The 24,652-nt window shown below is 30.4% G+C and carries 23 protein-coding genes and 2 pseudogenes; 17 read left to right on the plus strand and 8 right to left on the minus strand.

All coding sequences use genetic code 11. The features are described 5' to 3' along the window. Nucleotides 1-5: 5 nt before the first annotated feature. Complete coding sequence (locus tag AN960_RS17670) at nucleotides 6-485, minus strand: spore coat protein (RefSeq protein ID WP_056474106.1); 480 nt, start codon at nucleotides 483-485, stop codon at nucleotides 6-8. 124 nt (nucleotides 486-609) lie between these two features. Between AN960_RS17670 and AN960_RS17675 the strand changes: the two genes are divergently transcribed. Beyond that, nucleotides 610-1,125 (plus strand): DinB family protein, encoded by a 516-nt coding sequence (locus AN960_RS17675; protein ID WP_056474109.1) that lies wholly within the window; start codon nucleotides 610-612, stop codon nucleotides 1,123-1,125. A gap of 59 nt (nucleotides 1,126-1,184) precedes the next feature. Here the strand turns inward: AN960_RS17675 and AN960_RS17680 are convergent, their stop codons facing one another. Further along, complete coding sequence (locus tag AN960_RS17680; protein ID WP_056474112.1) at nucleotides 1,185-1,532, minus strand: DUF3905 domain-containing protein; 348 nt, start codon at nucleotides 1,530-1,532, stop codon at nucleotides 1,185-1,187. A gap of 93 nt (nucleotides 1,533-1,625) precedes the next feature. Next, complete coding sequence (locus AN960_RS17685) at nucleotides 1,626-3,368, minus strand: B12-binding domain-containing radical SAM protein (RefSeq protein ID WP_056474115.1); 1,743 nt, start codon at nucleotides 3,366-3,368, stop codon at nucleotides 1,626-1,628. Between the two features lie 552 nt (nucleotides 3,369-3,920). On the opposite strand from AN960_RS17685, the gene mtnB reads away from it, so the two are divergent. The 4 genes from mtnB to AN960_RS17705 all read left to right on the plus strand — a co-directional run bounded on the left by mtnB (nucleotide 3,921) and on the right by AN960_RS17705 (nucleotide 7,649). Then, nucleotides 3,921-4,556 (plus strand): methylthioribulose 1-phosphate dehydratase, encoded by a 636-nt coding sequence (gene mtnB / locus AN960_RS17690; protein ID WP_056474118.1) that lies wholly within the window; start codon nucleotides 3,921-3,923, stop codon nucleotides 4,554-4,556. Between the two features lie 460 nt (nucleotides 4,557-5,016). Then, on the plus strand, nucleotides 5,017-5,208 hold the full coding sequence (locus AN960_RS17695; RefSeq protein ID WP_056474119.1) for an aspartyl-phosphate phosphatase Spo0E family protein: 192 nt from the start codon (nucleotides 5,017-5,019) through the stop codon (nucleotides 5,206-5,208). A 74-nt stretch (nucleotides 5,209-5,282) separates the two neighbouring features. Next, nucleotides 5,283-5,729 carry a MarR family winged helix-turn-helix transcriptional regulator gene (locus AN960_RS17700; RefSeq protein WP_056474121.1) on the plus strand — a complete coding sequence of 149 codons (447 nt, stop codon included), beginning with the start codon at nucleotides 5,283-5,285 and terminating at the stop codon, nucleotides 5,727-5,729. A 225-nt stretch (nucleotides 5,730-5,954) separates the two neighbouring features. Continuing rightward, on the plus strand, nucleotides 5,955-7,649 hold the full coding sequence (locus tag AN960_RS17705) for a M3 family oligoendopeptidase (protein ID WP_056474123.1): 1,695 nt from the start codon (nucleotides 5,955-5,957) through the stop codon (nucleotides 7,647-7,649). Nucleotides 7,650-7,934: 285 nt separating this feature from the next. Here AN960_RS17705 and AN960_RS17710 read toward each other — a convergent pair whose 3' ends face one another. Next, entirely contained in the window at nucleotides 7,935-11,012 is a 3,078-nt protein-coding gene (locus tag AN960_RS17710; RefSeq protein ID WP_056474126.1) for an efflux RND transporter permease subunit, read from the minus strand. Nucleotides 11,013-11,262: 250 nt separating this feature from the next. Here AN960_RS17710 and AN960_RS25155 point away from each other — a divergent pair, with 250 nt between their 5' ends. Continuing rightward, nucleotides 11,263-11,373: a DUF6254 family protein gene (locus AN960_RS25155; protein ID WP_235832784.1), complete on the plus strand. Its 111-nt coding sequence runs from the start codon at nucleotides 11,263-11,265 to the stop codon at nucleotides 11,371-11,373. 214 nt (nucleotides 11,374-11,587) lie between these two features. Here AN960_RS25155 and AN960_RS17715 read toward each other — a convergent pair whose 3' ends face one another. Then, nucleotides 11,588-11,773 carry a YkvS family protein gene (locus tag AN960_RS17715; RefSeq protein WP_056474129.1) on the minus strand — a complete coding sequence of 62 codons (186 nt, stop codon included), beginning with the start codon at nucleotides 11,771-11,773 and terminating at the stop codon, nucleotides 11,588-11,590. Nucleotides 11,774-11,948: 175 nt separating this feature from the next. Between AN960_RS17715 and AN960_RS17720 the strand changes: the two genes are divergently transcribed. The 7 genes and pseudogenes from AN960_RS17720 (at nucleotide 11,949) to AN960_RS17750 (ending at nucleotide 17,903) form a co-directional block, all read left to right on the plus strand. Next, nucleotides 11,949-12,257 carry a spore germination protein GerW family protein gene (locus AN960_RS17720; RefSeq protein ID WP_056474132.1) on the plus strand — a complete coding sequence of 103 codons (309 nt, stop codon included), beginning with the start codon at nucleotides 11,949-11,951 and terminating at the stop codon, nucleotides 12,255-12,257. An 80-nt stretch (nucleotides 12,258-12,337) separates the two neighbouring features. Continuing rightward, nucleotides 12,338-12,532 carry a protein YkzS gene (gene ykzS, locus AN960_RS17725; protein WP_056474133.1) on the plus strand — a complete coding sequence of 65 codons (195 nt, stop codon included), beginning with the start codon at nucleotides 12,338-12,340 and terminating at the stop codon, nucleotides 12,530-12,532. Between the two features lie 358 nt (nucleotides 12,533-12,890). Beyond that, complete coding sequence (gene nrdI, locus AN960_RS17730; RefSeq protein WP_056474136.1) at nucleotides 12,891-13,250, plus strand: class Ib ribonucleoside-diphosphate reductase assembly flavoprotein NrdI; 360 nt, start codon at nucleotides 12,891-12,893, stop codon at nucleotides 13,248-13,250. After that, nucleotides 13,237-14,364, plus strand: a pseudogene (locus AN960_RS17735) (ribonucleotide reductase barrel domain-containing protein); the annotation flags it as partial. The gene nrdI and the pseudogene AN960_RS17735, both read left to right, overlap by 14 nt. A gap of 467 nt (nucleotides 14,365-14,831) precedes the next feature. Further along, a pseudogene (locus AN960_RS17740) lies at nucleotides 14,832-15,788 on the plus strand (ribonucleotide reductase barrel domain-containing protein); the annotation flags it as partial. Between the two features lie 159 nt (nucleotides 15,789-15,947). After that, nucleotides 15,948-16,916 (plus strand): class 1b ribonucleoside-diphosphate reductase subunit beta, encoded by a 969-nt coding sequence (gene nrdF, locus AN960_RS17745; protein ID WP_056474139.1) that lies wholly within the window; start codon nucleotides 15,948-15,950, stop codon nucleotides 16,914-16,916. Between the two features lie 18 nt (nucleotides 16,917-16,934). Then, nucleotides 16,935-17,903 (plus strand): quinone oxidoreductase family protein, encoded by a 969-nt coding sequence (locus AN960_RS17750; protein WP_056474141.1) that lies wholly within the window; start codon nucleotides 16,935-16,937, stop codon nucleotides 17,901-17,903. 48 nt (nucleotides 17,904-17,951) lie between these two features. Here the strand turns inward: AN960_RS17750 and AN960_RS17755 are convergent, their stop codons facing one another. Continuing rightward, complete coding sequence (locus AN960_RS17755) at nucleotides 17,952-19,175, minus strand: two-component system sensor histidine kinase NtrB (RefSeq protein WP_056474143.1); 1,224 nt, start codon at nucleotides 19,173-19,175, stop codon at nucleotides 17,952-17,954. Between the two features lie 126 nt (nucleotides 19,176-19,301). Here AN960_RS17755 and AN960_RS17760 point away from each other — a divergent pair, with 126 nt between their 5' ends. Beyond that, nucleotides 19,302-20,150 (plus strand): DUF72 domain-containing protein, encoded by an 849-nt coding sequence (locus tag AN960_RS17760; protein WP_056474145.1) that lies wholly within the window; start codon nucleotides 19,302-19,304, stop codon nucleotides 20,148-20,150. On the opposite strand, the gene AN960_RS17765 is transcribed toward AN960_RS17760, so the two are convergent. Together AN960_RS17765 and deoD are read right to left on the minus strand one after the other, a co-directional pair. Further along, the gene (locus tag AN960_RS17765; RefSeq protein WP_056474150.1) at nucleotides 20,147-20,560 is read right to left on the minus strand and encodes a disulfide oxidoreductase; all 414 of its coding nucleotides are present in this window, start codon (nucleotides 20,558-20,560) and stop codon (nucleotides 20,147-20,149) included. The two genes, AN960_RS17760 and AN960_RS17765, sit on opposite strands and share 4 nt — an antisense overlap. Before the next feature lie 386 nt (nucleotides 20,561-20,946). Then, nucleotides 20,947-21,651, minus strand: a complete 705-nt coding sequence (deoD, locus tag AN960_RS17770; RefSeq protein WP_056474152.1) for a purine-nucleoside phosphorylase — start codon at nucleotides 21,649-21,651, stop codon at nucleotides 20,947-20,949. A gap of 293 nt (nucleotides 21,652-21,944) precedes the next feature. Here deoD and AN960_RS17775 point away from each other — a divergent pair, with 293 nt between their 5' ends. The 3 genes from AN960_RS17775 to AN960_RS17785 all read left to right on the plus strand — a co-directional run bounded on the left by AN960_RS17775 (nucleotide 21,945) and on the right by AN960_RS17785 (nucleotide 24,584). Then, nucleotides 21,945-22,673, plus strand: a complete 729-nt coding sequence (locus tag AN960_RS17775; protein WP_056474156.1) for a hypothetical protein — start codon at nucleotides 21,945-21,947, stop codon at nucleotides 22,671-22,673. 10 nt (nucleotides 22,674-22,683) lie between these two features. After that, nucleotides 22,684-23,505 (plus strand): HAD family hydrolase, encoded by an 822-nt coding sequence (locus AN960_RS17780; RefSeq protein WP_082459564.1) that lies wholly within the window; start codon nucleotides 22,684-22,686, stop codon nucleotides 23,503-23,505. Between the two features lie 191 nt (nucleotides 23,506-23,696). Beyond that, complete coding sequence (locus AN960_RS17785) at nucleotides 23,697-24,584, plus strand: ComEC/Rec2 family competence protein (protein ID WP_056474157.1); 888 nt, start codon at nucleotides 23,697-23,699, stop codon at nucleotides 24,582-24,584. Nucleotides 24,585-24,652: the final 68 nt, after the last annotated feature.

The following is a 24,652-nucleotide window of genomic DNA, read 5'->3' on the forward strand; positions in this document are numbered from 1 at the left end:
ATTTTTTAATACGGCATTTTTAAGACATCCATAGCCTTTTTAGCATCGTTTTCGATTAACTTATTAATATTAAATACTGAATATTGACCTTGTTTTGATAAATAGCTAAAAATTTGAACATGTAAATTATTCACCGATACTAGTTGCTTTATAAATAAATTACTTAAGTCAGGAGTAGCGGTTTCTGTAAGTGCATGTGCATACATTTTTGTTAATACTTTTGTTGCTGATAATAAATCTTCAGCACTCATTTCGCTGGCCAATTTATCGCTTGCTGCATCCCGTTCCCCAATCGTAATATTGCTCATAAATTTAAGTAATTCACGTAAGTTATTTTCAAATAATGTAATAGAAGTTTTATATAATTCTTTTAATCCTGAATCTGTTATATTTTTTATATTTGTTTTAAGCTTATATAAATAGTAAGTAGTTGTAGCAATAATTTCATGTAATTCTAAAGTTTCATGCCAAGCTAATGTTCTCATTCAATATCCCTCCTCTATTGTACAAGTCTATTCAATAGGAAAGGGTTATATGACGGATAAAAAATTAGAGGTTAAGTAGGAAGGAGGAAAAGGGAGGAGGTTAGAAATTATGGAGTGATTGATCGTGAACACAAATATTCCGAATCCAAATAATTCTGCCATTCTTTTCCCGCACCAATGTATGTATATTGAAAATGTGATTAATCAGTTAAGTATATGTGTAAAGAGTGTTTTAGAAATGATTGATTTAATTAATGAGGAAGATTTAAATTTTCGACCGGTTGATGATAAGAAATCGATCGGGGAGTTAGTGCAGCATCTATGTGAACTTATTGGTGCTGATATGGAAATTATGAGCGGTGCAAGTCAAGAAATGATGGTTAATTACTATACCGTGGTTGAATGTAAATCTTTCGTTGAAATGAAGAGTTTATTACAAAAAAACTTTCAGGAATTAAAGGAATGCTATTTTAATATGAAAGAAAATGATTTAGTTGTAAAAACTACTTCATATTGGGGTCTTCAATATTCTAAATTCGAATGGTTATTAGAGATTTTAGTCCACTTCACACATCACAGAGCGCAATTATATATGTTACTAGTTCAAAAAAAGGGCGATATAAATATCGCACTATTTTAAAAAAAATAGGGGATAGAAGAAATGATAACTCTTTTCTATCCCCTAAAACTTGCACATAATCAGTCTTTGGTTTCGTGCTGTGGATGCATAAATTGTTTTGCTGGTTGTTCTCGCTTTTTTGATTCTAATAGGTCGGCGTTTTCTGCACTTGCCCAACCAATATCATTTGTTGGATGAACCCATTCGTCGCCCGCCATAACTGATGGATCAACATCGTCAGACCAATTATTTAATGGAGAGCTAGGGGAGCTATACTTACTGTCTCCAATAACTACACCTTTTGAATTTACAAAAGGTTCTTCCATTTTAATGTCTGTTCCTTTAAAAGATGGAAAATTTGAAATATGGGGTAAAGTATCATGCAATACCGGTGAATCGATTTTAGATTTGTCATTTTTTCTCTTCATTATATATCACCTCTACTTACAAATTATTATTTGCTAAATAGTAAAATCAATACAAAAAGGACAATATCCAAAATGAATATTGTCCTCTTGTACCTATACTTCAATTGTAAAAAATGAAGGCGATAATGTTTTTGGTGAGAAATAAACTAGCATTGCATAATTACCGGTTCTATATTCTCCAGTTAGTAAGAAATGTTCGATATCAAATGAAAGTGATTCAATCATTGTGTGTTTATAGATCTCTTTTTCATTTAAATTAAGTGAAATAAAATCGGAACCTAAAAATTCAGGATTTTCGATAATTCGTTTATAAACTTCCTTCGTAAAATCATGGTTTGTTACTTCGTCCCACCATGGTTTACGCGGTTTATATTTATGATTTAAGTAATAATCAATCTTCATAATATCTTTAACAATCGTATCGTTTTTAATTTGATATTGAGTTAAAAACTCATTTAGACGCTTAAATAAATCTTCAAGCTGGTGGCCTATTCTTGACCACCCTTTTTCTTCCCAATATGAACCAAATAATTGGAAGAAATCAAATGGACTTTCAAATTCATTTTTAATTAAATATTCAATCGTACTATTTGTACGGTGATCATTCCAATATTTTTCGAGTACGTCTTCAACTTGCTTAATTTTTACTATATCATCGAAAGATAGTACATTATTACTTAATATTTCATACGGAGCATAATCCATATATACGTAATCATGTTCATGTGCTCTTAATCGTACTCCAGTGCCTCTTAGCATTTTTAAGAACCCAAGTTGCAACTCTTCCGGCCTTAAAGCAAAAACGTCATTGAATGTTTGACGGAATGAATTGTAATCCTCTTCTGGTAAACCAGCTATTAAATCTAAATGTTGATCTATTTTTTCTCCATCCCGTACAAGTGTGACAGTTCTGCATAGCTTTTCAAAGTTTTGTCTTCTCATAACTAGTTCGTTTGTAGCATCATTTGTAGATTGTACACCAATTTCAAATCGGAATAAGCCTTTAGGTGCATTTTGATTTAAAAATTCGATGACTTCTGGTCGCATAATATCACCAGTAATTTCAAACTGGAATACTGTTCCTTCGACATGTTCATCAATTAAAAATTGGAACATATCCATTGCATAACTACGACTTATGTTAAAAGTTCTGTCTACGAATTTAAAAACCTTTGCTCCGTTTGCCATAAGGTAACGAATATCATCTTTAATAACCTCTCGATTAAAATATCGAACCCCAACTTCAATAGAAGATAAACAAAACTGGCAATTAAATGGACAACCTCTGCTTGTTTCGATATATTGAATTCTTTTACTTAGAAATGGTAAATCTTCTTTAAAGCGATAAGGGGAAGGAATAGTTGTTAAATCTAATTTTTCGGTTTGTGGTTTAATGATATTTTTTCCTTCATCTCGATAACCAATGCCATTTATGGAAGTGAAATCATTCCCATTTTCAATAGCTTTAATTAATTTCTTAACGGTAATTTCTCCTTCACCGATCGTAATAATGTCAATTTCCTTTACGCGATCTAACCAATAATTCACATCATAGCTTACTTCTGGTCCGCCAACAAAAATAATAACTGAAGGATCAATTTTTTTATACATACGGATTACTTCAATTGTTTGTTCGATATTCCAAATATAGCAGCTAAAGCCAAGAATTTTTGGCTTGCGTTTATATAAGTCAGTGATGATATTAAGGCTTGGGTCTTTAATTGTATATTCTGCAAGCTCAATATCATATTCAGGCTGAGCATACGCTTTAATGTATCGAATACCCAAATTAGTATGGATATATTTTGCATTTAATGTTGCTAAAACAATGTTCATTGATATACCTCGTTCTAAATTATTATCGATTTATTTTATCATAAAATATTGAGATTACTAAATTTTCAAAAGCGAAATAGAAAATGAATGAAAAAAAGAAGCGATCCATCTATCTAATTATTAGGCGAAATCAATTTAGGGTGGATTATTTTGGAGAAGATTCGGACTAAAATCCGCTAATAAAGTAAGCAGAATCTTGCTCTATTTTATAGTAGATTTTCCTCACACTTTTTATAAAAAGACATATGATTTACTAAATACAAAAAAGTTTCCCTAGGGAAAGAAAGGAACAACAAAATGAGTAGGAAAGTATTATTTTTTACGTATTTGTGTAATAAAATAGGAGTGCTGTCAAATCAAGATGTAAAAAAAGTATTAAATCATTAGTTACTATCAAAAATGGAAAAAAGTTGTAGAAAATTGGTGATTGTTCATTTACTTAGAACTATTGACAATGAAGACCGACACATGACATAATTTTATTAAATAGTATGAATAGTTTGAATTTTTACGGTGTCCAAATAGATAGTCTAAATAAGTGGAGGTGTAAATATGAGTTTATTTTTAGAACAATGGAAAAAGCTTGCGAATATTAAATGTGATTTGGCTAAAAGAGATTGGTTTTATGGTACTAGTGGAAACTTGTCAATGAAAATTTCAGACGATCCATTATTGTTTCTTGTAACTGCGGATGAGAAGGATAAGAGAGCGCGCTGTGATGAAGAATTTATTGTAGTTAATAACCTGGGTGAACCAGTATTTGATACGGTATTAAAGCCATCACTTGAAACATTGGTTCATGCAAATATCTACGAAAAAACATCTGCTACTTGTGTGCTCCATGTACATACTGTAGATAATAATGTAATTTCTGAATTATTTGGTGATGAGGGGCAGGTAGAACTTGAAAATAATGAAATGATTCATATATTAACGAGTTCTTATTTTGAAAATAAAATAATAGTTCCAATCATTGAGAATGCACAAGACATGGAAACTTTTAATCGTGCATACACTCCATTTTTAACAAAGGATTTTGGGGCTGTTCTTGTTAGGAATCACGGGATCACTGTTTGGGGAAGAAGCCCACTAGAAACGAAGAAGTGGCTAGAAGGAATAGAATTTCTAATAAGTTATAAAGTAAAATTAATGATGATTCAAGGTCATAAAATAAAAGCAGGCAACTAAATAGAAGTGAAAAAGCTGAAATAGTAGTGGTAAATAAATTCCATTACATTTCAGCTTTTTTATTTTATAATAAAATTATACTATTATTGAATTAGGATCTTTTCTAGTAGCTTATGCTAAATATAAATTTTTTTTAGAGTATACAGTATTTATAGGAATTGAACAATACTATTTGTTCATAGCTACAAATTACTAAACTTTAGATAAAGTTGCCTATAGAATATCACTTAAATCAAAATTAATCATTTTAAGCAGGATTTAATAAAAAGTCGTCTAATTTATAAAGTAAGAACGATAAAAGCGCTATTTCATAAAAAAAATAAACCTACTAGGTAATTTTGCTTAGTAGGTTTCATATTGTATCTATTTTAAATAATTTAGATAGAATGAATAATAGAATTAATTCGAGTTTGAATGAAAAGGTTTGTTAAAAAACATCCTGTAGAAGGGAATCTGTCTAATGAATGAATATCAACTCAGCCGTTTATTATTATCTATTTCATTAAAAAGGGAAGAAATGGTATTTTTTGCGGAAACTAAAGGGTTAAACGAACATTTAACCTTAAAGGCCAGTCAAGAATTGGACGAGTTAATTATTTCATACCAAAAAAAATTGCTAACTGAATTAAATAAGTCATTTTCATTGAAATAATCTTAAGATTGATTTATAAGTGTAAAATAATAATATAGAATGAACAAAGTAAAAGAAATTGAAGGAGTATTATTATGGAAGAGACAAATAGAAAAGATATAGAGCTTTCTTTAAAGCTATTTATTGTATTATCGCGAGCTCATAGAAAAATAAATGATTCTGCAAATAAATCGATTGCTAGTTTTAATTTAAATCCAACTGAATTTGCAGTTCTTGAGCTGTTGTATCATAAAGGAAACCAACCACTTCAACATATTGGAGAAAAAATATTAATTGCAAGTGGAAGTATTACTTATGTAGTAGATAAACTTGAGAAAAAAGGTCTAGTTTATCGAAATCCTTGTAGTGCAGATCGTCGAGTAATCTATGCTGAAATAACTGAAAGTGGAAATAAACTGATGGAAGAAATTTTTCCGGTGCACGAAGAATTTTTACATGAGCAAATGAGTGATCTATCTAATGAAGAAAAAAATTTCCTAATTCACTTATTGAAGAAAATTGGGTACCATGGGTCTAATTAAAAAAGCTCTCATTTGATGGAGCTTTTTTTATTTTTAAACAATTATCTATTTAAAAATATATTGAATTAACACTTATTTAAGCTGTTAAAAACTATTTCTCTGGAATTAAATTTTATGTTTCTAAGTAAATAATTTTTAAATTTTCAGAAATTTATTTAGATTTAGGTTTTTTTACAAGAAGATTTTTTATATAATAGCAATATCACAAAAAATGGAGGGATTAACATGGGTTTTCAAGATTACCAGTATTCTAGACCAAATATTAAGAACTTTGGGGAACAATTTAAACGTTCATTACAAAATTTTTATGATGCTTCAACGGTCTATGAACAAGAATTAGCAATGAATGAAATCAATGATTTAAGAAATGAATTTTCAACAATGGAAAATTTATGTGCAGTTCGCCATTCAGTTGATACAAACGATCAGTTTTATGAGGATGAGCAAGCGTTTTTTGATGAGAACACTCCAATTGTTCAATCATATGGGCAACAATATTATAAAGCATTAATCGGTTCACCATTTAGAGAGCAACTTGAAGAAAAATATGGCCGTCAATTATTTGCTTTAGCTGAATGTGAAGTGAAAATTTTAAGTGAAGAAGTAATTCCAGATTTACAAGAAGAAAATAAACTAACGACTGAATATGCTAAGTTAGTAGCGGCTGCTAAACTTCCGTTTTATGGTGAAGTGAAAACGTTAGCACAAATTTCAGCACATTTCGAGGATAAAGATCGAGAGGTTAGAAAGACAGCTTACGATACATACTTTGGATACTTCTCGGAGAATCAAGATAAATTTGATGAGATTTACGATAAATTAGTAAAAATTCGAACTCGTATAGCAAACAAACTCGGTTTCTCAAACTTTATTGAACTAGGATATGCTCGTATGATGAGGACGGATTACGATGCAAATGATGTTAAGAAGTTTAGAGAACAAGTTCTTGAAACAATTGTTCCAATCGCTACCGAATTAAGAGAACGACAAGCTAATCGAATCGGTGTAGAACAACTTTATTACTATGACGATAAATTCGAATTTGTAACTGGTAATGCGACGCCTAAAGGTAATCCTGAGTGGATTATTGAGAATGGTAAAAAAATGTATGATGAATTATCGAAAGAAACGAGTGAGTTTTTCAATTTTATGTTAAAGGAAAATTTACTAGATCTAGTTGCTAAGGAAGGAAAACAAGGTGGGGGATACTGTACTTATATTCCAAATTATAAAGCTCCTTTTATTTTCTCGAACTTCAACGGAACATCTGGTGACATTGACGTACTAACACATGAAGCTGGGCATGCATTCCAGGTTTATGAAAGTCGTAAATTTGAAACACCTGAGTATAACTGGCCAACTTTTGAGGCGTGTGAGATTCATTCAATGAGTATGGAATTTTTCACATGGCCTTGGCAAGAAGAATTCTTTAAAGAGGATACACAAAAATATTATTTTACACATTTAAGTAGTGCAATTACTTTTATTAGTTATGGTGTGGCAGTAGATGAATTCCAGCATGAAATCTACGCAAATCCTGATTTAACACCTGAGGAACGCCACGGACTTTGGAAGAGCCTAGAAGAAAAATATTTACCTCATCGAGCAAATGACGGAAATAGTTATTTAGAAAAAGGTGGTTTATGGCAAAGACAAGGGCATATTTACCAATCACCATTCTATTATATTGATTATACATTAGCTCAAATTTGTGCATTACAATTCTGGAATAAAATGCATGAAGATCGTAATTCTGCGTGGTCTGATTATGTTGGACTTTGCCAATTAGGAGGAAGTAAATCATTTTTAGGCTTAGTTAAAGAGGCTAAACTTGAATCACCATTTAATGATGGCTGTATTGAGGAAACACTAGAACCTGTTAGAAAATGGCTAGCAGGAGTTAACGATCAAAATTTATAAGGAATTACTCCGACTTTTGAAAAGTCGGAGTTTTTTTATCTAGAAAGTTTAAATAAGAAGAAAGTCAACAAATACTCCTAAGGATGATGAAGTGCAATTAAATTTGATAAAACTGCAATTATAAATATGAAAGTGCAAATAAAGCTTCTAACCATTGAATTATTTGCAAAAATACTAATAAAATTTTGCAGAAAAAAATCAAATCAAAAGAAAATCTAGTAGAAATATTTAAAAACACAAAAAAGAGAAAGGATTATTACCTTTCTCTTTTATTGTTTAACAAATTTAATTATTAACTACCTTAGCAGTATCTTCAGACTTAGCATGCTTCTTTGTTTTCTTAGAAAAGAACAGTTCATATACAACCGGAATAAATACTAGCGTTAATAATGTTGATGAAGTTAAACCACCAATTACTGTAATAGCTAATCCTTTCGAAATAAGTGTACCACTAGACTTTGTTAATGCTAAAGGTAGTAAAGCAGCTATTGTTGCAAATGCGGTCATTAATATAGGTCTTAGACGTGTTTTACCTCCCTCGATGATTGCTTGGCGAAGAGGTAATCGTTTTTGTTCTAAATTTTGTCCGATTCGATCGACAAGTACGATTGCATTTGTTGTTACGATTCCAATTAACATTAGTAAACCAATCATTACACTAATTGAGAGCGGTTCGCCAGCTAGGAATAGTGCAACAAATGAACCGATTGGTACAAATACTAATGCAGATAAAATAATAAATGGAATTCGAGCTTTGCCAAAAGTAATTAACATGGTTAAATAAACTAATCCGATTGCAACTCCCATTGCAACACCTAGATCTTTAAATGTTTGAGTAGTATCATCACTACCGCCACCACCTTTTAAAGTTACATCAGTTGGCAAGTCTACATCTTTTTTTACATCATTGATTACTTCATTTGTTACTTTTGCAATGTCTTTTCCTTTTATTTGAGCAGAAACCTTAGCAAATACTTTACCATCTAATTTTTGAATTGCTGAATATGTTTCAACTGCTTTAACTTGGGCTACATCTGATAATTTGATTGGTCCTAATTTACCAAACAATTTAATATTTTTAATATCCTCTACAGATTGGAGTTCTTTATTGTAAGTTAATTGCACATTTTGATCTTTACCATCAATTTTTAATGTTCCCATATTGACTGGATTTGTTTGGTCAGCAACTAAACCTAAGATCATCCCAGCGGAAAGTCCATTTTCAGAAACTTTTTTCTCATCAACTGAAACAATAACTTGTTTTTGTTTTTCTGCGAAATTATTCGTAACATATTTTAGGTGGTCATTCTTTTTCATATAGTCTTCAACTTTTTTTGCACTTTCTTGTAGTGCAACTAAGTTATTAGAATATAAATTGATGTCCACGTTATTATTTGATGGTGGACCACCAGATGAGTTTTCTTGTAATCCTACTTTAGCACCTTGAACTTCAGATGTTGCTACTTTCTCCATTTTACTTTTTGTATCTTTAATGAATTGATCAACATCTGCACTTTGTTTTAAATTAATAAAATAGCTAGCTTTATTCTCAGTTTTTAGTCCAGTCATAAAGTCACGGCTACCAACACCAGTAGAAACTTCTTTAACTTGCTTCATATTTAAGAACATCTTTTCCATTTTTAATGAAACTTCATTTGTTTTTTCTAATGATGTTGATGATGGCAGTTCTAATGAAGCAATGATTGATCGTGAAGATTCATTTGGAATAAATGTGAACCCAAGTCTACCTACTAAAGAGAAAGAACCTGCAAGTAATACAATAGCTAGTACAATAACAATCCATTTGCGATTTAATGATTTTTCGATCACATTACCGTACCAAACTTGAATTTTATCTTCTTTTTCTTCAGGTGGCACTTTCTTAAAAGCATAGCGACCTAAAATTGGTACGATTGTAATCGAAACTAACAATGAAGCTAGTAAAGAAAAAACAATTGTTAAAGCAAATGGTAGGAATATTTTACTAGTAAATCCACCGACAACACCTAAAGGTAAGAAAACTACAATAGTAGTAATAGTAGAAGATGTGACTGCTTTTAATATTTCTTTTGTAGAAGATAAAATTAAATGATTTGAAATGCCTTCTTTAGATTTACGTATTCTTCGGAAAATATTTTCAATTACAACGATACTATCGTCAACTACACGTCCTACTGCAACTGCCATACCACCTAGGGTCATAATATTTAGCGTTATATCTAATTTAAGTAAGAAAATCGATGTAATTAATAATGATAAAGGTATTGATATAATAGCAATAAATGTAGCTCTGAAGTTACGTAAGAAAATCAATACTGCTAATGAGGCAAATATTGCGCCTAATAAGCCTTCTTTAATTAAAGATTCAACAGATGACTTTACACCTTCAGCAGAACTATAACCCACTTTATATGAAATTTCATTTTTATGCTTATCTAGTACCTTTATTACTTTGTCAGCTACTTCAACTGTATTTGCATCTTGTTTTTTCGTTATTGCCATTGATATAGCATCATTGTCATTATAACGAATTAATTCATCTTTAGAGTCTACTGATTCAATTTTAGCGATGTCTCCTAATAAAACTTTTGGAGTTTGAGCATTTTGATTTGGTGTAGTAGAAGTAAAAGATGCAGGTTGTAATTCTAAATCCTTTAGTTTCTGAAGTGTATCTAATTTTTCTTCAACACGAATTGGAATTTTAATATCGCCATCATTTATTTTTCCAGCCGGGAAGGATAGGAATTTTGCATTAATTTGATCTTTTATACTTGTTAATGAAAGACCTAAGTTTGCAATTTTTTGCTTATCAACTTCGATTGATAATGAAGTTGATTTTCCTCCACCGATCGAAACGCTGTTTACGCCTTCAATTTTATTTAAAGCTGGTACAATTTCGTCATTTAAAGTTGTTTCGATATTTGAACCATCTTTTGAAAACATTGAAATGTAATAAATAGGGAATGAACCAAACGAAAAACGGTCTACTTTTGTTGATACATTTTCAGGTAATCCAGCATCCTTTAATGTTGTGTTAATTTGTTGTTCAACTTTATCCATATCCGTATTAAATGGGAATTCTACATTAATTACAGAAACGCTTTCGAAAGAAGAACTTGAAAGTGTCTTAATTCCTTCAATTGATTTAAATGAGTTTTCAAGTTTTGTTGTAATCTGCTCATTTATATCATCTGGTGCTGTACCAGGGTAAACAACTTGAACAGAAATAGCTGGAAACTCGATATTTGGAAGCTCTTCAACTTTTAATTTTGAATAAGAATATAGTCCTCCAACTATTAATAAAAACGAAATAATAAAAATTGCTACAGAGTTTTTTAAACTAAACTTTGTTAAAAAGTTCATTTATTACCTTCCTTCCTATGTATAGTGATAAAGTGATAAAAAAATATAATCCGAATTTTCAATCTTTAGACGACGTTATTTCTCTGGAGAAAGAACATGTTCATTTCAACTCTTTTAAAATAAAAGAAAAAGATCTAAACGTTTTATACGATTTTCTTGCTCAATCCTTCTAAAAATAATTAACATAGATTTTCATTTTTTGTGAAATGATAAGATGGCAAGAAATTGATTAATTTTAGGAGGAATGAAAATGACAAAATCAAAAAAAGAAAAGGAACGATTTTGGAATGAAAGAAAGTCGAACCATCAGCCACATGATAAAGTAAAATCGTTTAAAGAATTGGACAAAGAAACAAAATAGCCATCTCCTTTACTAAAGAGTGAATGGTACTAGATTTTTATCGTGATCATTACTTATCACATTATCATTTGTAATCATAAAAAAAAGTCCCGTGATATACACGGGACCTGAGACTGATTTGGTAAAGAATTCTAATAAAATTTTAATATAATTGAAATTTATGTAGTTCGAACCTTTTAAAATATGAATATAAGCTGATATTACTGTTATTAAACTATTCAGCTGTTTTTAGTATTTTATAATTTTTATGGTTTACGACTGTTAGCGGTTCCATTTCTAAATCTCTGAAGTTTTCCATTATGGATATGTCAACAATGACAGAATTTTTATTTACTTTTTGTACTCTACCTTTCAATCCCTGTTTAAACTCAATGATATTTCCTGCTTCTGCAATTTTCATGAGCATATCTCCTAACAAAGTTTTGACTTGACACCTTCTATAATGCATGAAAACGGTTTAAAGGTAAAGAGAAAATTTAAATTTTTTTACAATTTTGTCTTTTTTCATAAGAAATTATGTTTAAAAACCTTTTGAAAGGCAAAAATGGTTGTAGCACTTTCAGGAGGTTAGTTTGTTGAAAGAATGGTTTGAAGAGTTTGAAGTAGAAATTTCAAATGAAATTAAAAATTTGGTTAGTAGTAATACTCTTATAGGTGATCCGATTTTATATTTTGAAAAAATTATTTTAGTACCATTTTTTGAAATGATTTTAGCGCTAGGTGAAGCACATTCATCATACGAGTTTGCGAGTATCGGAACTGGAGTAGAAGTAATTCCTAAAGCATTCTTAGTTTTAAAAGATGGAAAAAGTGAAGTAATTTTAGTAAATAATAAAAATATGAATTTAGCTGTTACGGAAAAAATTCTTGATGTAACTATTTAGTTTCCATTAAGTACATTCTTTGTTAATGTAAGGTTTGAAGTTTATTTCTTGTGGCGATCAAAATAATAAAGGGTGATAGTATGGAACAAAATGAATTTATCAATTTGATTGATCAGCTAGTAAAAGGTGAGATATCAGAAATTAGTGTTACAAAAGATGATTTTTTAACATTTAGACAAATAATTGTTAATCGAGAGGACTTTAAGCACTTTCGTGGGATTGCACAGCATGGTGGCCATGCAATTTATACTTACTTAGAAGAAGCTAGAAGTTAACAATTTTTGTTAAAATCTAAAGTCAAAATAATATTATTTTAATCGAGTACTCATTAAAAGTTTGCGAAAAAAAAAAGTTTTTTTAGCTTTTTTTCTTATTTCGCAAGGTCTTAATGAGTACTTTTTTTGTGAAAATGTTATGACCTCATTTGACAAAAAAATTGTTTTACACTTTATTGCACTCTTCTCCATAATTTGTTAAATTTCATATATTGTTTTATTTCGAGACATATTGTCGAAATGTTTATTTTCTAAATTCAGTACCTATATGTTGTGTTTGTTCTAAAAAGGTAATACAATATGTAGGTATATAATATAAGTATTTTCAATATTCTTACATATTAACGAGGGTGATAATATGGTGATAGTTTACAGTTCAATGACTGGCAATGTTAAGCGATTTGTCAATAAAGTTAGAATGCCGTCAATCCAAATAAAAGATGGACTAACAATTGAAGTACCGTATATTCTCGTAACCTATACTACAGGATTTGGTAACGTACCTGAAAACGTAAGTACTTTTTTGGAGAGTAATTCAAAGTATTTAAAAGCAGTCAGTGCAAGTGGTAATAAAAACTGGGGAGATTCTTTTGCAGCAAGTGCAGATAAAATAGCATCAGACTATCAAGTTCCAGTGTTATCAAAGTTTGAACTGTCAGGGACAAGTCGAGATGTACAATATTTTATTGAGGGAGTGGAAAAGCTTGAGACATATTGAGCTGAATAATGAATTGACGATTAAAAAAGATGGTTTTTTTGATCTCGCAAAAGATAAAGAAGCGCTTCTTTGTTTCTTGAAAGAAGTTGAAGATAAAAAGATTCAGTTTTCTTCATTAAAAGAACGCTTAAACTATATGATTCAAGAAAACTACTATTATAATGTTGAGATGGATTACTCCTTTGATGAAATAGAAAAATTATATGAGTTAGTATACAATGCAGGATTTACTTTTCAATCATATATGGCCGCATCAAAATTCTTTAAAGATTACGCATTAAAAACAAATGATGGAAAGCATTATTTAGAAGGATATGAGGATCGAATTGCGATCGTTGCACTATATTTAGGAAGAGGCAATATTGAAAAAGCATTGAAATTAGCAAAAATGATGATTCAACAAAACTATCAGCCAGCTACTCCAACTTTCTTAAATGCTGGAAGAAGTAGAAGAGGCGAATTGGTGTCATGTTTCTTACTAGAAATGGACGATAGTTTAAATTCAATAGGATTTCAAATTAATACGGCAATGCAACTGTCAAAAATCGGCGGTGGTGTTGCACTGAATTTATCAAAACTTAGAGCACGTGGAGAGCAAATTAAAGAAATTGATAACGCTGCAAGTGGTGTTGTTCCTGTTATGAAGCTATTAGAAGATTCATTTTCATATGCTAACCAGCTTGGACAACGTAAAGGTGCTGGTGCAACCTATTTAAATATTTTCCACTGGGACGTAGTTGAATTTCTTGATACAAAAAAAATCAATGCTGATGAGAAAAGTAGAATTCAATCACTATCAATCGGTTTAATAGTTCCAAATAAATTCTTTGAATTAGCAGAAAAAAATGAACCATTCTACGTATTCGCACCATATACAGTGTATAAAGAATATGGAATTCATTTAGATGACTTTGATATAGATGAAAGATATGAAGAGTTAGTAAATAATGAGCGTATTAAAAAGAAAAAGCTAGACTTAAATGCTCGAGATCTTTTAGTAAAAATTGCTGCGATTCAGTTAGAATCTGGTTATCCATATTTGATGTATAAGAGTAATGCTAATCAGCAGCATGCATTGAAGGATATTGGCGAAATTAAAATGTCTAATTTGTGTTAATAGCTAGCACCTTCTAGAAGAAATTCTAGTCGAAAACTCTGTTAAACGGGAGAAGCCTTATAATAGGTAATCTACCGTGCTAAATCTTATCTTAATTCGTTAATCTAAACTATTTATAGTAAGTGTCTTATAGGTATTAAGTGTTAATTCATTAATCAAAATGTAGCACAATATTTAGGAATGTCTAAAGAAACCCAATCAGGAGACAAGGTCGCAATAAATTTCCTACCTATAAGAGACTTTCTGAAAGATTAAGATAAGTAAATGCCTAACGACTATCGAAAGCATAGCTGGATGAAAAACTCCAGTGAAGAAGCGAGTAGAGTACACTCGAAGCGAGTGGAAAAGCAGAGCACCTTACCAGGTTGAGCTGAAGGTGATGATATAGTCTATCCTGCATGGTGACATGTAGCAGTTCATAAGAGAACGGGTTAGGTTGTAGCGGGCCTGATTGAATATATGAGACAGAAATTTTTCAACTACAAGAAACATCAGTCATCAATAACTATGGTGAAGAAGATGCGATTAAACGTGATGTGAATTGTAATTTAGGATCATTAAATATTGTAAATGTAATGGAAAATAAAGCGATCAGAGAATCTGTACATGTTGGAATTGAGGCATTAACAGCTGTAACAGATATGACGGAAATAGAGAATGCACCTACAGTTAAAAAGGCAAATGAAGAACTTCATTCTGTTGGTCTAGGTGCAATGAATTTGCATGGGTTTTTAGCGAAAAATGGAATTTCATATGAAAGTGTTGAAGCTAAAGATTTTGCGAATACTTTCTTTATGATGGTAAACTTTTATTCTATTGAAAAAAGTATGCTAATTGCTAAAGAAACTGGTAAAACGTTTAAGGATTTTGAAAAGAGTGAATATGCTAAAGGTACTTATTTTGAAAAGTATACTTCAAAATCATTTGAACCTAAAACAGACAAAGTAAAGGAATTATTTAATGGAATCTATATCCCGAATGAATTTGACTGGGTCACATTAAGTAAGCAAGTACAAGCGTATGGATTATATAACAGCTATCGTTTAGCAATCGCACCTACTCAATCAATTAGCTACATTCAAAATGCTACTTCATCGGTTATGCCGATTGTAAATGTTATAGAGTCTAGAACTTACGCAAATTCAACAACTTATTATCCAATGCCATATTTATCAAAAAATAGTTTCTGGTATTATAAATCGGCATATGATATTAACCAATTTAAGTTAATTGACTTAATTGCTGAAATTCAGCAGCATGTCGATCAAGGTATTAGTACAATTTTATATGTAAACAGTGATATCTCAACGCGAGAGCTTGCTAGATACTATATTTATGCTAATAAAAAAGGATTAAAGAGTTTATATTACACACGTACTCGTAAATTGAGTGTAGAAGAATGCATTAGTTGTTCAGTATAAAAAAGTAGTATTAAACTTTAGTATATAAAGAGTTGAATAATCTAAACCTGAATCTAAATAAATTACTTGATGATCTAAAATGAAAAGCTCGAATATAGAATGCTTTATGCATATTGTTCTATATCATCGAGCTTTCTTTATGATTAGGGGGAAATATTAATGAAAGCTGTTAACTGGAATAAAAAAGAGGATGATTTTAGTTTAGTATTTTGGAAGCAAAATCTATCGCAGTTTTGGACTGAAGAAGAAATTGTCGTTTCATCTGATAAAAATACTTGGAATACATTATCAAAAGAGGAGCAATCGGCATTTAAAAAGGTTTTAGGCGGTCTAACATTATTAGATACTAAGCAAGGCGGAGAAGGTATGCCTTTAATCTTAGTTCATCTTAAAAATTTACAAGCTAAAAGTGTACTAGCCTTTATGGGTGCGATGGAAGAAGTACATGCGAAAAGCTATTCGCATATTTTTACAACTCTTGCTACTGAAGATGAAATTGAAGATTTGTTTAAATGGGTAGACGAGCATCCAATTTTAACTAAAAAATCGGAATTAATTTCTTCTTATTATTTAAATCTATTAAAGCGTGATGTTTCGGATGAAGAGTTGTATATGGCAATGGTTGCAAGTGTATTTTTAGAAAGTTACTTATTTTATAGTGGATTTTTCTACCCGTTATACTTAGCTGGTCAAGGTAAAATGACTGCTAGTGGAGAGATTATTAATTTAATTTTACGTGATGAAAGTATTCATGGTGTTTTTGTAGGACTATTAGCGCAACAAATTTATGACCAATTTACTGATGAACAAAAAACTCGACTTTACAATGAAACAATGTCATTATTAGTTCAATTATATGAAATTGAGTTACAATATACAGATGAAATTTATTCTTCAATTGGTTTAGTGGATGAAGTTAATAAGTTTATTCGATATAATGCAAACAAAGCGTTAATGAACTTAGGATTTGATCCTTATTTTGATGAAGAAGATATTAATCCAATTGTTTTAAACGGTTTAAAAACGGATACTAAAAATCATGATTTCTTCTCTGTTAAAGGTAATGGGTATGTAAAAGCAGTTACAGTGGAAAAATTAACAGATGAGGATTTTGTCTTTGAATTTTAAATGTAAGGAAGTATGTAAATGAAAGCACTTGTTTTTAGAGAATTTGGTAAATCAGACGTATTAAAATACGAAGAAATAGCAACACCTAAAATTTCAAACGATGAAGTATTAGTTGAAATGAAAGCTGTAGGGGTTAACTTTGCAGATATTTATCGTCGTAAAGGAAATTATCATTTAGCAGGTGAACCTCCATATATTCTAGGTTATGAGGGCTCTGGAATCATTACCGAAGTCGGTTCTGATGTAAAAGACTATAAAGTAGGAGATCGCGTAGCGTTTGCAGATGTTCCTTTTTCGAATGCAGAGTATGTCGCTGCAAAGGAATCGCATATTGTACCAATACCAGATGAAATTAACTTTGAAATTGCTGCGTCTATTATGCTACAAGGGTTAACTGCACATTATTTAATTAATGATAGTTATAAAATAAAAGCAGGTGATGTTGCACTTGTTCATGCAGTTGCAGGTGGTGTTGGCCAATTATTGACTCAAATGATTCTTTTAAAAGGTGGAGAGGTAATCGGCTTAACCTCATCACAAGAAAAAAGAGAAAAAGCTTTATCAATCGGTGCGAAAGAAGTATTTTTATATACTGATAATTGGGTTTCACAAATAAAAGAGTTTACAAAAGAAAAAAATGGTGTAGATGTTGTATATGAATCAGTGGGCTCTACAATAATGGATAGCTTTGAAGCAACAAAAGTTCACGGTACAGTTGTATTTTATGGAATGGCTGGAGGGGATCCAGTTCATATTGATCCAAGAATGTTAATGGATACTTCAAAAACGCTAACTGGTGGAGACTTGTGGAATGTACTAATTTCGAAAGAAGAGAGACTACGTAGAAGTAGCGAGCTATTTAATTGGATTGCAACGAAACAATTAATCGTACAACAACCTACTGTGTTTCCTTTAAAAGATGGTAAGCTTGCACATGATCTATTAGAAAGTAGAAAATCAACTGGAAAAATCATATTATCTGTTTAATAAAAAAGACCAAAACTTTGATGTTTTGGTCTTTTTTTATGAAAAAAGCTATTTAATTGGTAATGTAATCGTAAAAGTAGTTCCATTATTACCGCTTATTGCAGAAATGGTCCCGTTATGATTTTGAATCAGTTTTTTAGTTAGAGATAAACCTAGTCCAGTACCGTCATCTTTAGTTGAGAAAAACGGATCAAATATATATGGTAAATCTGAAGGTGGAATTCCAGATCCATCATCTTTTACTGCAATATAAATAAAATCTTTATCAATATAAGTTGCAATGATAATTGTAAGCTGACCTTCTTTTTTTGCATCTAGTGCATTATGAAATAAATTTAAAATTACTTGGACAAGTTGGTTTTTATCAAAGAAAATATGTGCTCCTATTAATTCCTCAGATAGGTAATATTCAATTTTAACATTATTTAAAACGGTCTCGCTAAATAATAGCTGTTTTATGTGATTTGATAAAAAATCATTAATATTAATTGGCTCTGGTTTATAGTTCGCATTCTTTGTTATCGATAAAAAGTCTGTAATAATTCCATTTGCTCGATCTAATTCTGGAATCAATAAATCATTAAACAATTGTTTATACCTAGGTGGAGCTTCTTCTTGCAAGAATTGCAAATAACCTCTAACAGTTGTAAGTGGATTGCGGACTTCATGTGCTATACCTGCAGCAATTCTACCTGACAATGCTAGCTTTTCAGAATCTCTTGCCTCGTTTAAATTATGAAAAACACCAATTACTCTTGAAATTTCTCCATTTAAATCACGGATGATGCGAGTATTGATAATGCCATAATTAATATTTAAAATTTCCTTATTATAAAATTCTTCGCCTGAATAAAGTGTTTGTAATAAACAAATTTCTTTATCCTCTATTTTTAATAATTCTCTAATATGTCGTCCGATTAATTCGCATTTAGTAATTTTAAAATCAATCGCAACTTGCTGATTGTATAGCGTAATGATACCATCTTTATCTATAAATAATATATGGTGCGGTAATGCATCGTAGATCGATTGCAAAGTTCTTCTACTATTAGATAAAAAGTTAGAAAATTTAGTATGTAATGGAATTGTATCATTATTTGTATGATATAAAGTTGTATTTCTAGTTAAATGATTCGAATTAGATAATTCACGAGTTTCATTTGAAAATATAGATTCGGAAGTTATTGTATTTAAAATTGTTTCATACGATTTTACTTTTTCTTCTAGTTCGGTAATTTTATTTTTTAGTTCTTGTACTGTCCCGTTAATCATTTACACTATACTCCAATTTCTACTAAAATAAGATTATACTGTAGTCATTATATCAAACTAATTCGTTTATTTTAATGAAAATTAGAAATAATTAATTAGTAATGAAAGAACTAATGGGAGAGAAGTATGGAAATTAAAATTGGAGTTACTGGGTGGGGCGATCATGATAGTTTATACCCTGATCGGATTCACTCTTCAAAAAAATTGAGACAATATTGTATGCATTTTCCAATTGTTGAAATTGATTCTTCCTATTATAGTATTATGCCACAATCAAACTATCAAAAATGGGTAAATCAAACAACTGCTGACTTTTCATTTATCGTTAAAGCATATGGTGGAATTACTGGCCATTCAAGGCAAAATTATTCGAAAGAGGAGCAAATTTTACTGTTGACGCCATTTTTGGAATCTATTCAGCCTTTAATTGAAGCGAATAAGTTAAAAGGGATCTTATTTCAGTTTCCACCATGGTTTAATTGTAAAAAAGAAAATGTTGAAATATTAAGAACCTTGAAAAGTAAACTTAAAGGACTTCCTGCAATTTTAGAATTTCGAAATCAGACTTGGTTTTATCCGAGTTTTTATGATCAAACTTTGAAGTTTATGGAGGATGAAGGATGGATTCATTCAATTTGTGATGAGCCACAAGCAGGTAATGGTAGCATACCAATCGTGTTACATCCGACAAATCCGAAATTAACTTTAATCCGGTTCCATGGTCGAAATATATATGGATGGAATCACAATGGACAAGATAATTGGCGTGAAGTACGTTATTTATACCGATATAATGAAGAGGAATTATACGAATGGGTAGAAAGAATTGAGCAGTTATCAAAAAACACAAAAGAAATTTGTATACTGTTTAATAATAATTCTGGTGGAGATGCAGCGGATAATGCAAAACAATTAATGAAGCTGCTAGGTATTGAATTTGGACCATCTTCTACCGAGCAGCTTGAATTATTTTAATTTGATTTTCGTAAAAGAGTTATGCAGCAAATATTAATAAGTAGGAATGCAACAAATGCTAACATTGGAATTGTAATGAATCCAAACCAATTTAAATAATCTCCAGTACAAGGGACCGGACCACACTGCGTTGCTGTTTCCTTCAGTGCGGGAACTTTTTGAATTAAAATATGATAGATTGAAATACACATACCTATTAATGATAAAGGTAAAACATAAATTACATCTTTTATTTTATTTTTATAAAAAGCGATTCCAATAATAAAAACGATCGGGTACATAAAAATTCGCTGATACCAGCATAATGAACATGGTGTCCAATGATTAATAATTGAAAATGATAAACTACCTAGTGTTGCAATAATACTTACAATCCAGGTGAAAAATAAAATTGATTGCTGTTTCTTCATTCCTTACCATCCTTAATTTGATTTTCGATATTGCTATTGTACCTTTGATTGGATGTAAAGTGTTATTAAAACGTCATTAGGTCGCTAATTTTTTAGAAATTTAAATTTTAGTTATCAATATTAATCATGTTAATTAAACCCTTAGACTAAGAATTCAATAAATAGAAGTTCAATTAAAAAAGCAGATCTTTAATAATAATTAGAAATTTGCAAGCAGGACCATTATTCATGAAGAAATAGAGAAAGGTACAACTTACCGATTCAAACAAAACTCAACTTTTTCGATAAATTATTCACTTAGTGTTCTAGTTTTCAAAATTCCCTCATTCATATTTCAACGCACTGAAAAAACCTGAGATCAGTATCCCAGGTTTTTTTAAGATCTATTAAGCGATTGCTGCATCTAAAGCAATAACAATCATGTCATTGAAAGTAGTTTGTCTTTCTTGAGCAGAAGTTTCTTCACCAGTGAAGATATGATCACTTACAGTTAAGACAGTAAGTGCATCTACATTATGTTTCGCTGCGAGTGTATATAATGCAGTAGTTTCCATTTCTACAGCAAGAACTCCGTAATCACCTAACTTTTGATACATGTCCATACTATCTCGGTAGAAAATATCTGAAGTTAAAATATTACCTACTTTAACATTTAACCCTTTATTCACTGCTCCATCATATGCTTTCTTTAATAAATCAAAGCTAGCACATGGAGAATAATCGAAACCAGGGAATGTTTGACGATTCATATTTGAATCTGTACAAGTCGTCATCGCAATAATGACATCACGAAGTTTTACATCCTTTTGAAGTCCACCACATGTACCAACGCGAATCAAAGTTTTTACACCATAACTACTAATCAGTTCATTTACATAAATACCAATTGAAGGTATTCCCATTCCAGTACCTTGAACGGAAATTCTTTGGCCTTTATATGTACCAGTAAAACCAAGCATTCCACGAACATCATTATAGCAAACAACATCCTCTAAAAATGTTTCTGCGATATATTTAGCTCTTAATGGGTCACCAGGTAATAAAATTTTATCAGCAATTGCACCTTGTTCGGCACCAATATGTATACTCATTTAATGATCCTCCTTAAAACTGTAGGTAAATAGCCCATCGATTATCAGTATGATAGTTTCTACATTTAAATAAAAAACATTCTTATTTGTATCGCTACTTAAAGGAAAAAGTAAGATGGACGTAGTACATAATAAATATAGAAATATTCATAGACAAAATTAACCAATACAGATAATTTATGGCGAATTTTAATTATTGCACAGGTGATAAGATAATGAAAGAGTTTACAATTAGAAATTCAGCTTTCTTGAAATAACTAAAAATTTTTTAACTATTTAAGGGAGAATGATCTATGAAATTTCGTTTTATTGCAGCTCTATGTATAGCTATATTAATTATTCTATTAATTAGCAATCGCTTAGTTAATCATAGTATATTATCAAGTGGTAGCCAGGTTAGCCACATTAAAGTTGAAAAAGTAAAATGGAATCTTACGACTAAAAAAACCTCACAAGAAGTAATCGTATCTTCTAGAACTTTGAATGTGTTACAACGTGAAAAAATTAGACTATTTATTACGACAGATCAATTAAATTCTTATAAAGTCATTGAACCTGTATATAATGGAGATAATCAATTTACATTCAAGTATTCCTTTAAGAAAGACACTCCATATTATGTTAGTCTATTTTTAAATAATCAAACGCTTGATACAAAGATTTTCCAAAAACAAAAGGACAAAACTGATGAAGTATTTCCGACAGCAATTTTAACGAAAAAGACAGATGATTACAGAGTTTCGCTACTTTATACTTCAATTCTTCCAAAAACTAAGAGTAAAATTACATTTGATTTTGATCAGTTTAAAAAACGTTCCAAATTTACAGATCAGCAATTTTATATTATGAATGAAGAAGGTACATATTTTAAGCTAATTAGTAATCCTAATAATCATTCAAAAGTAAACTATGAACTTGATTTACCTGAAGCAGGTATGTATAAAATATTTTATGAATTTAAATTAAATGATGATCAAAAATCATTTGATTTTATTTTAGACGTAAAAGACAAAGACAGCTAAGGAGTAGGAAATGCACAATTTATTAATGAATTCAAAAGTATTAGTTTTTGATTTAGATGGTACTTTGTATGATGGTACTGAGCACTACGATTACTATGCTAAATTACTAGCTAATGAAATAAGTCCAGAAAAACGTGATTCTTTTTTAAGCGATTATAAAAAAATAAAAGATTATGACCATGCATTAACAATTGGAAAAATATATGACTCTGAAAATGATTTAATCATATCATTAGATCCAATTACATTGATGCCGATTCAAGTATTCACTTGGGAAGGGCAGCTACTATCTAAAGATGAACTTCCAGCGGATTATATTGAAAAAATTAATTATGAATTACCTTTTATTCCAGTAGGAGATGGTTGGTGGATTCCTTTAGTAGCAAGCTATCACTACGGTGCAAAGGATGTATTTCACTGTTATGATAAAACAAAAGAGTATATGGCAACAAAAGAGTTTAGTATTCCTTATATAAAAGGTTTAAAAGAGGCTTTAGAAAAAGTTAAGGATTCTAAAAAATTAGTATTGTTAACAAACTCTGATCGTGAAGATGTAACTAGATTATTGAAGTTACTTAATTTAAACGAATTATTTCATCTTGAAATTACTGATGGAAAGAAGCCGTTAGAAACCGAAAACCATTTTAAAAGTATAATGAATAAGTTCAATGTTATGCCAAATGAAATTGTGTCGATCGGTGATAATTTTATTAATGAAATTTCTCCTGCTTTAAAATTAGGTATGCACGGAGTATACATTACAAATCAAACGACTATGCAAGTTAGTGATTCCCTATTAGTTGTAAAAAAACTAGAGGAAGTATTTGAGTAAATTTAAAAACTGTAAGCGAAAATTGCTTACAGTTTTTTCTTGTGCATTTTTAATGATAGTGGGCTGATCTTTATCACCGATTTGAATTACAATTCCAATTTGAAGTATACTCTATTTTCCAACTTAATTTTATGGGCATCATACATACTTTTGAATTTGCTATGAGAAAATAATGTTAGGAGGAAGTGGGAATGAACAAAAATCGAAAACGATACTCTCTCATATTTTCTATCTTTATTTTTTTTACTGCTTTTTTTAGTCATAACATAAATAGTGAAGCAAGAACTACAAATTACGGCTATATTACTCACCCATTATTAATTTATTTTTTTGATGTAGGTCAAGGAGATAGCATGGTTATGATTTTACCAAATGGTAAAACAGTACTGATCGATGGAGGAGACGTTGAACATGGTGGAGTCGTTATAAAAAAACTTAGACGACTACATATAAATGCGATCGATCTATTAGTCAGTACACATCCAGATATTGATCATATTGGTGGGTTATTAAAAGTGATGAATAGTGTTAAGATAACAAAAATCCTAGATAGTGGGAAAAAATATAATTCACATTCTTATTATTTATATAAGAAAGAAGCATATCAGAAGAATATTCCAATTAGTATTGCAAAGCTAGATGAAAAAATAATGCTTGACCCCAATGTAGATATCACAGTTTTAAATAGCGGGAAAAAATCGTATACGAATAATAATAGTTCAATCGTATTGAAAGTTAAGTATGCTGACATTTCAATTCTATTAACCGGAGATATTGAAAGAAAAGCCGAACAAAGATTAATTAAAAATGAGAATATCAATGCTCAAGTACTAAAAATTCCGCATCATGGATCATCAACATCAACTTCAGAAGCGTTTTTATTTGCTGTAAATCCTACAGTCGCAATCCTTTCATATGATAAATTTAACTTATTTGGTCATCCACATCGGTCAGTAATGAAGCGGTTAAATCATCTAGGAATTAAACAATTTACAACAGACCAATTCGGAGATATCGAATTAGCAACAAATGGTCATAAATTATATATCGAAAAAGAAGAAGTATTGGTAGATCCATGAAGGACAAGAACCAATACTTCTACTTTTTTAGGGGTATAAGGGATTTAAAGAATATACAATGCCGTCAT

This window comes from Bacillus sp. FJAT-25509 (genome assembly GCF_001420605.1).
In the GTDB taxonomy this organism is placed as follows: Bacteria; Bacillota; Bacilli; order Bacillales; family Bacillaceae_G; genus Gottfriedia.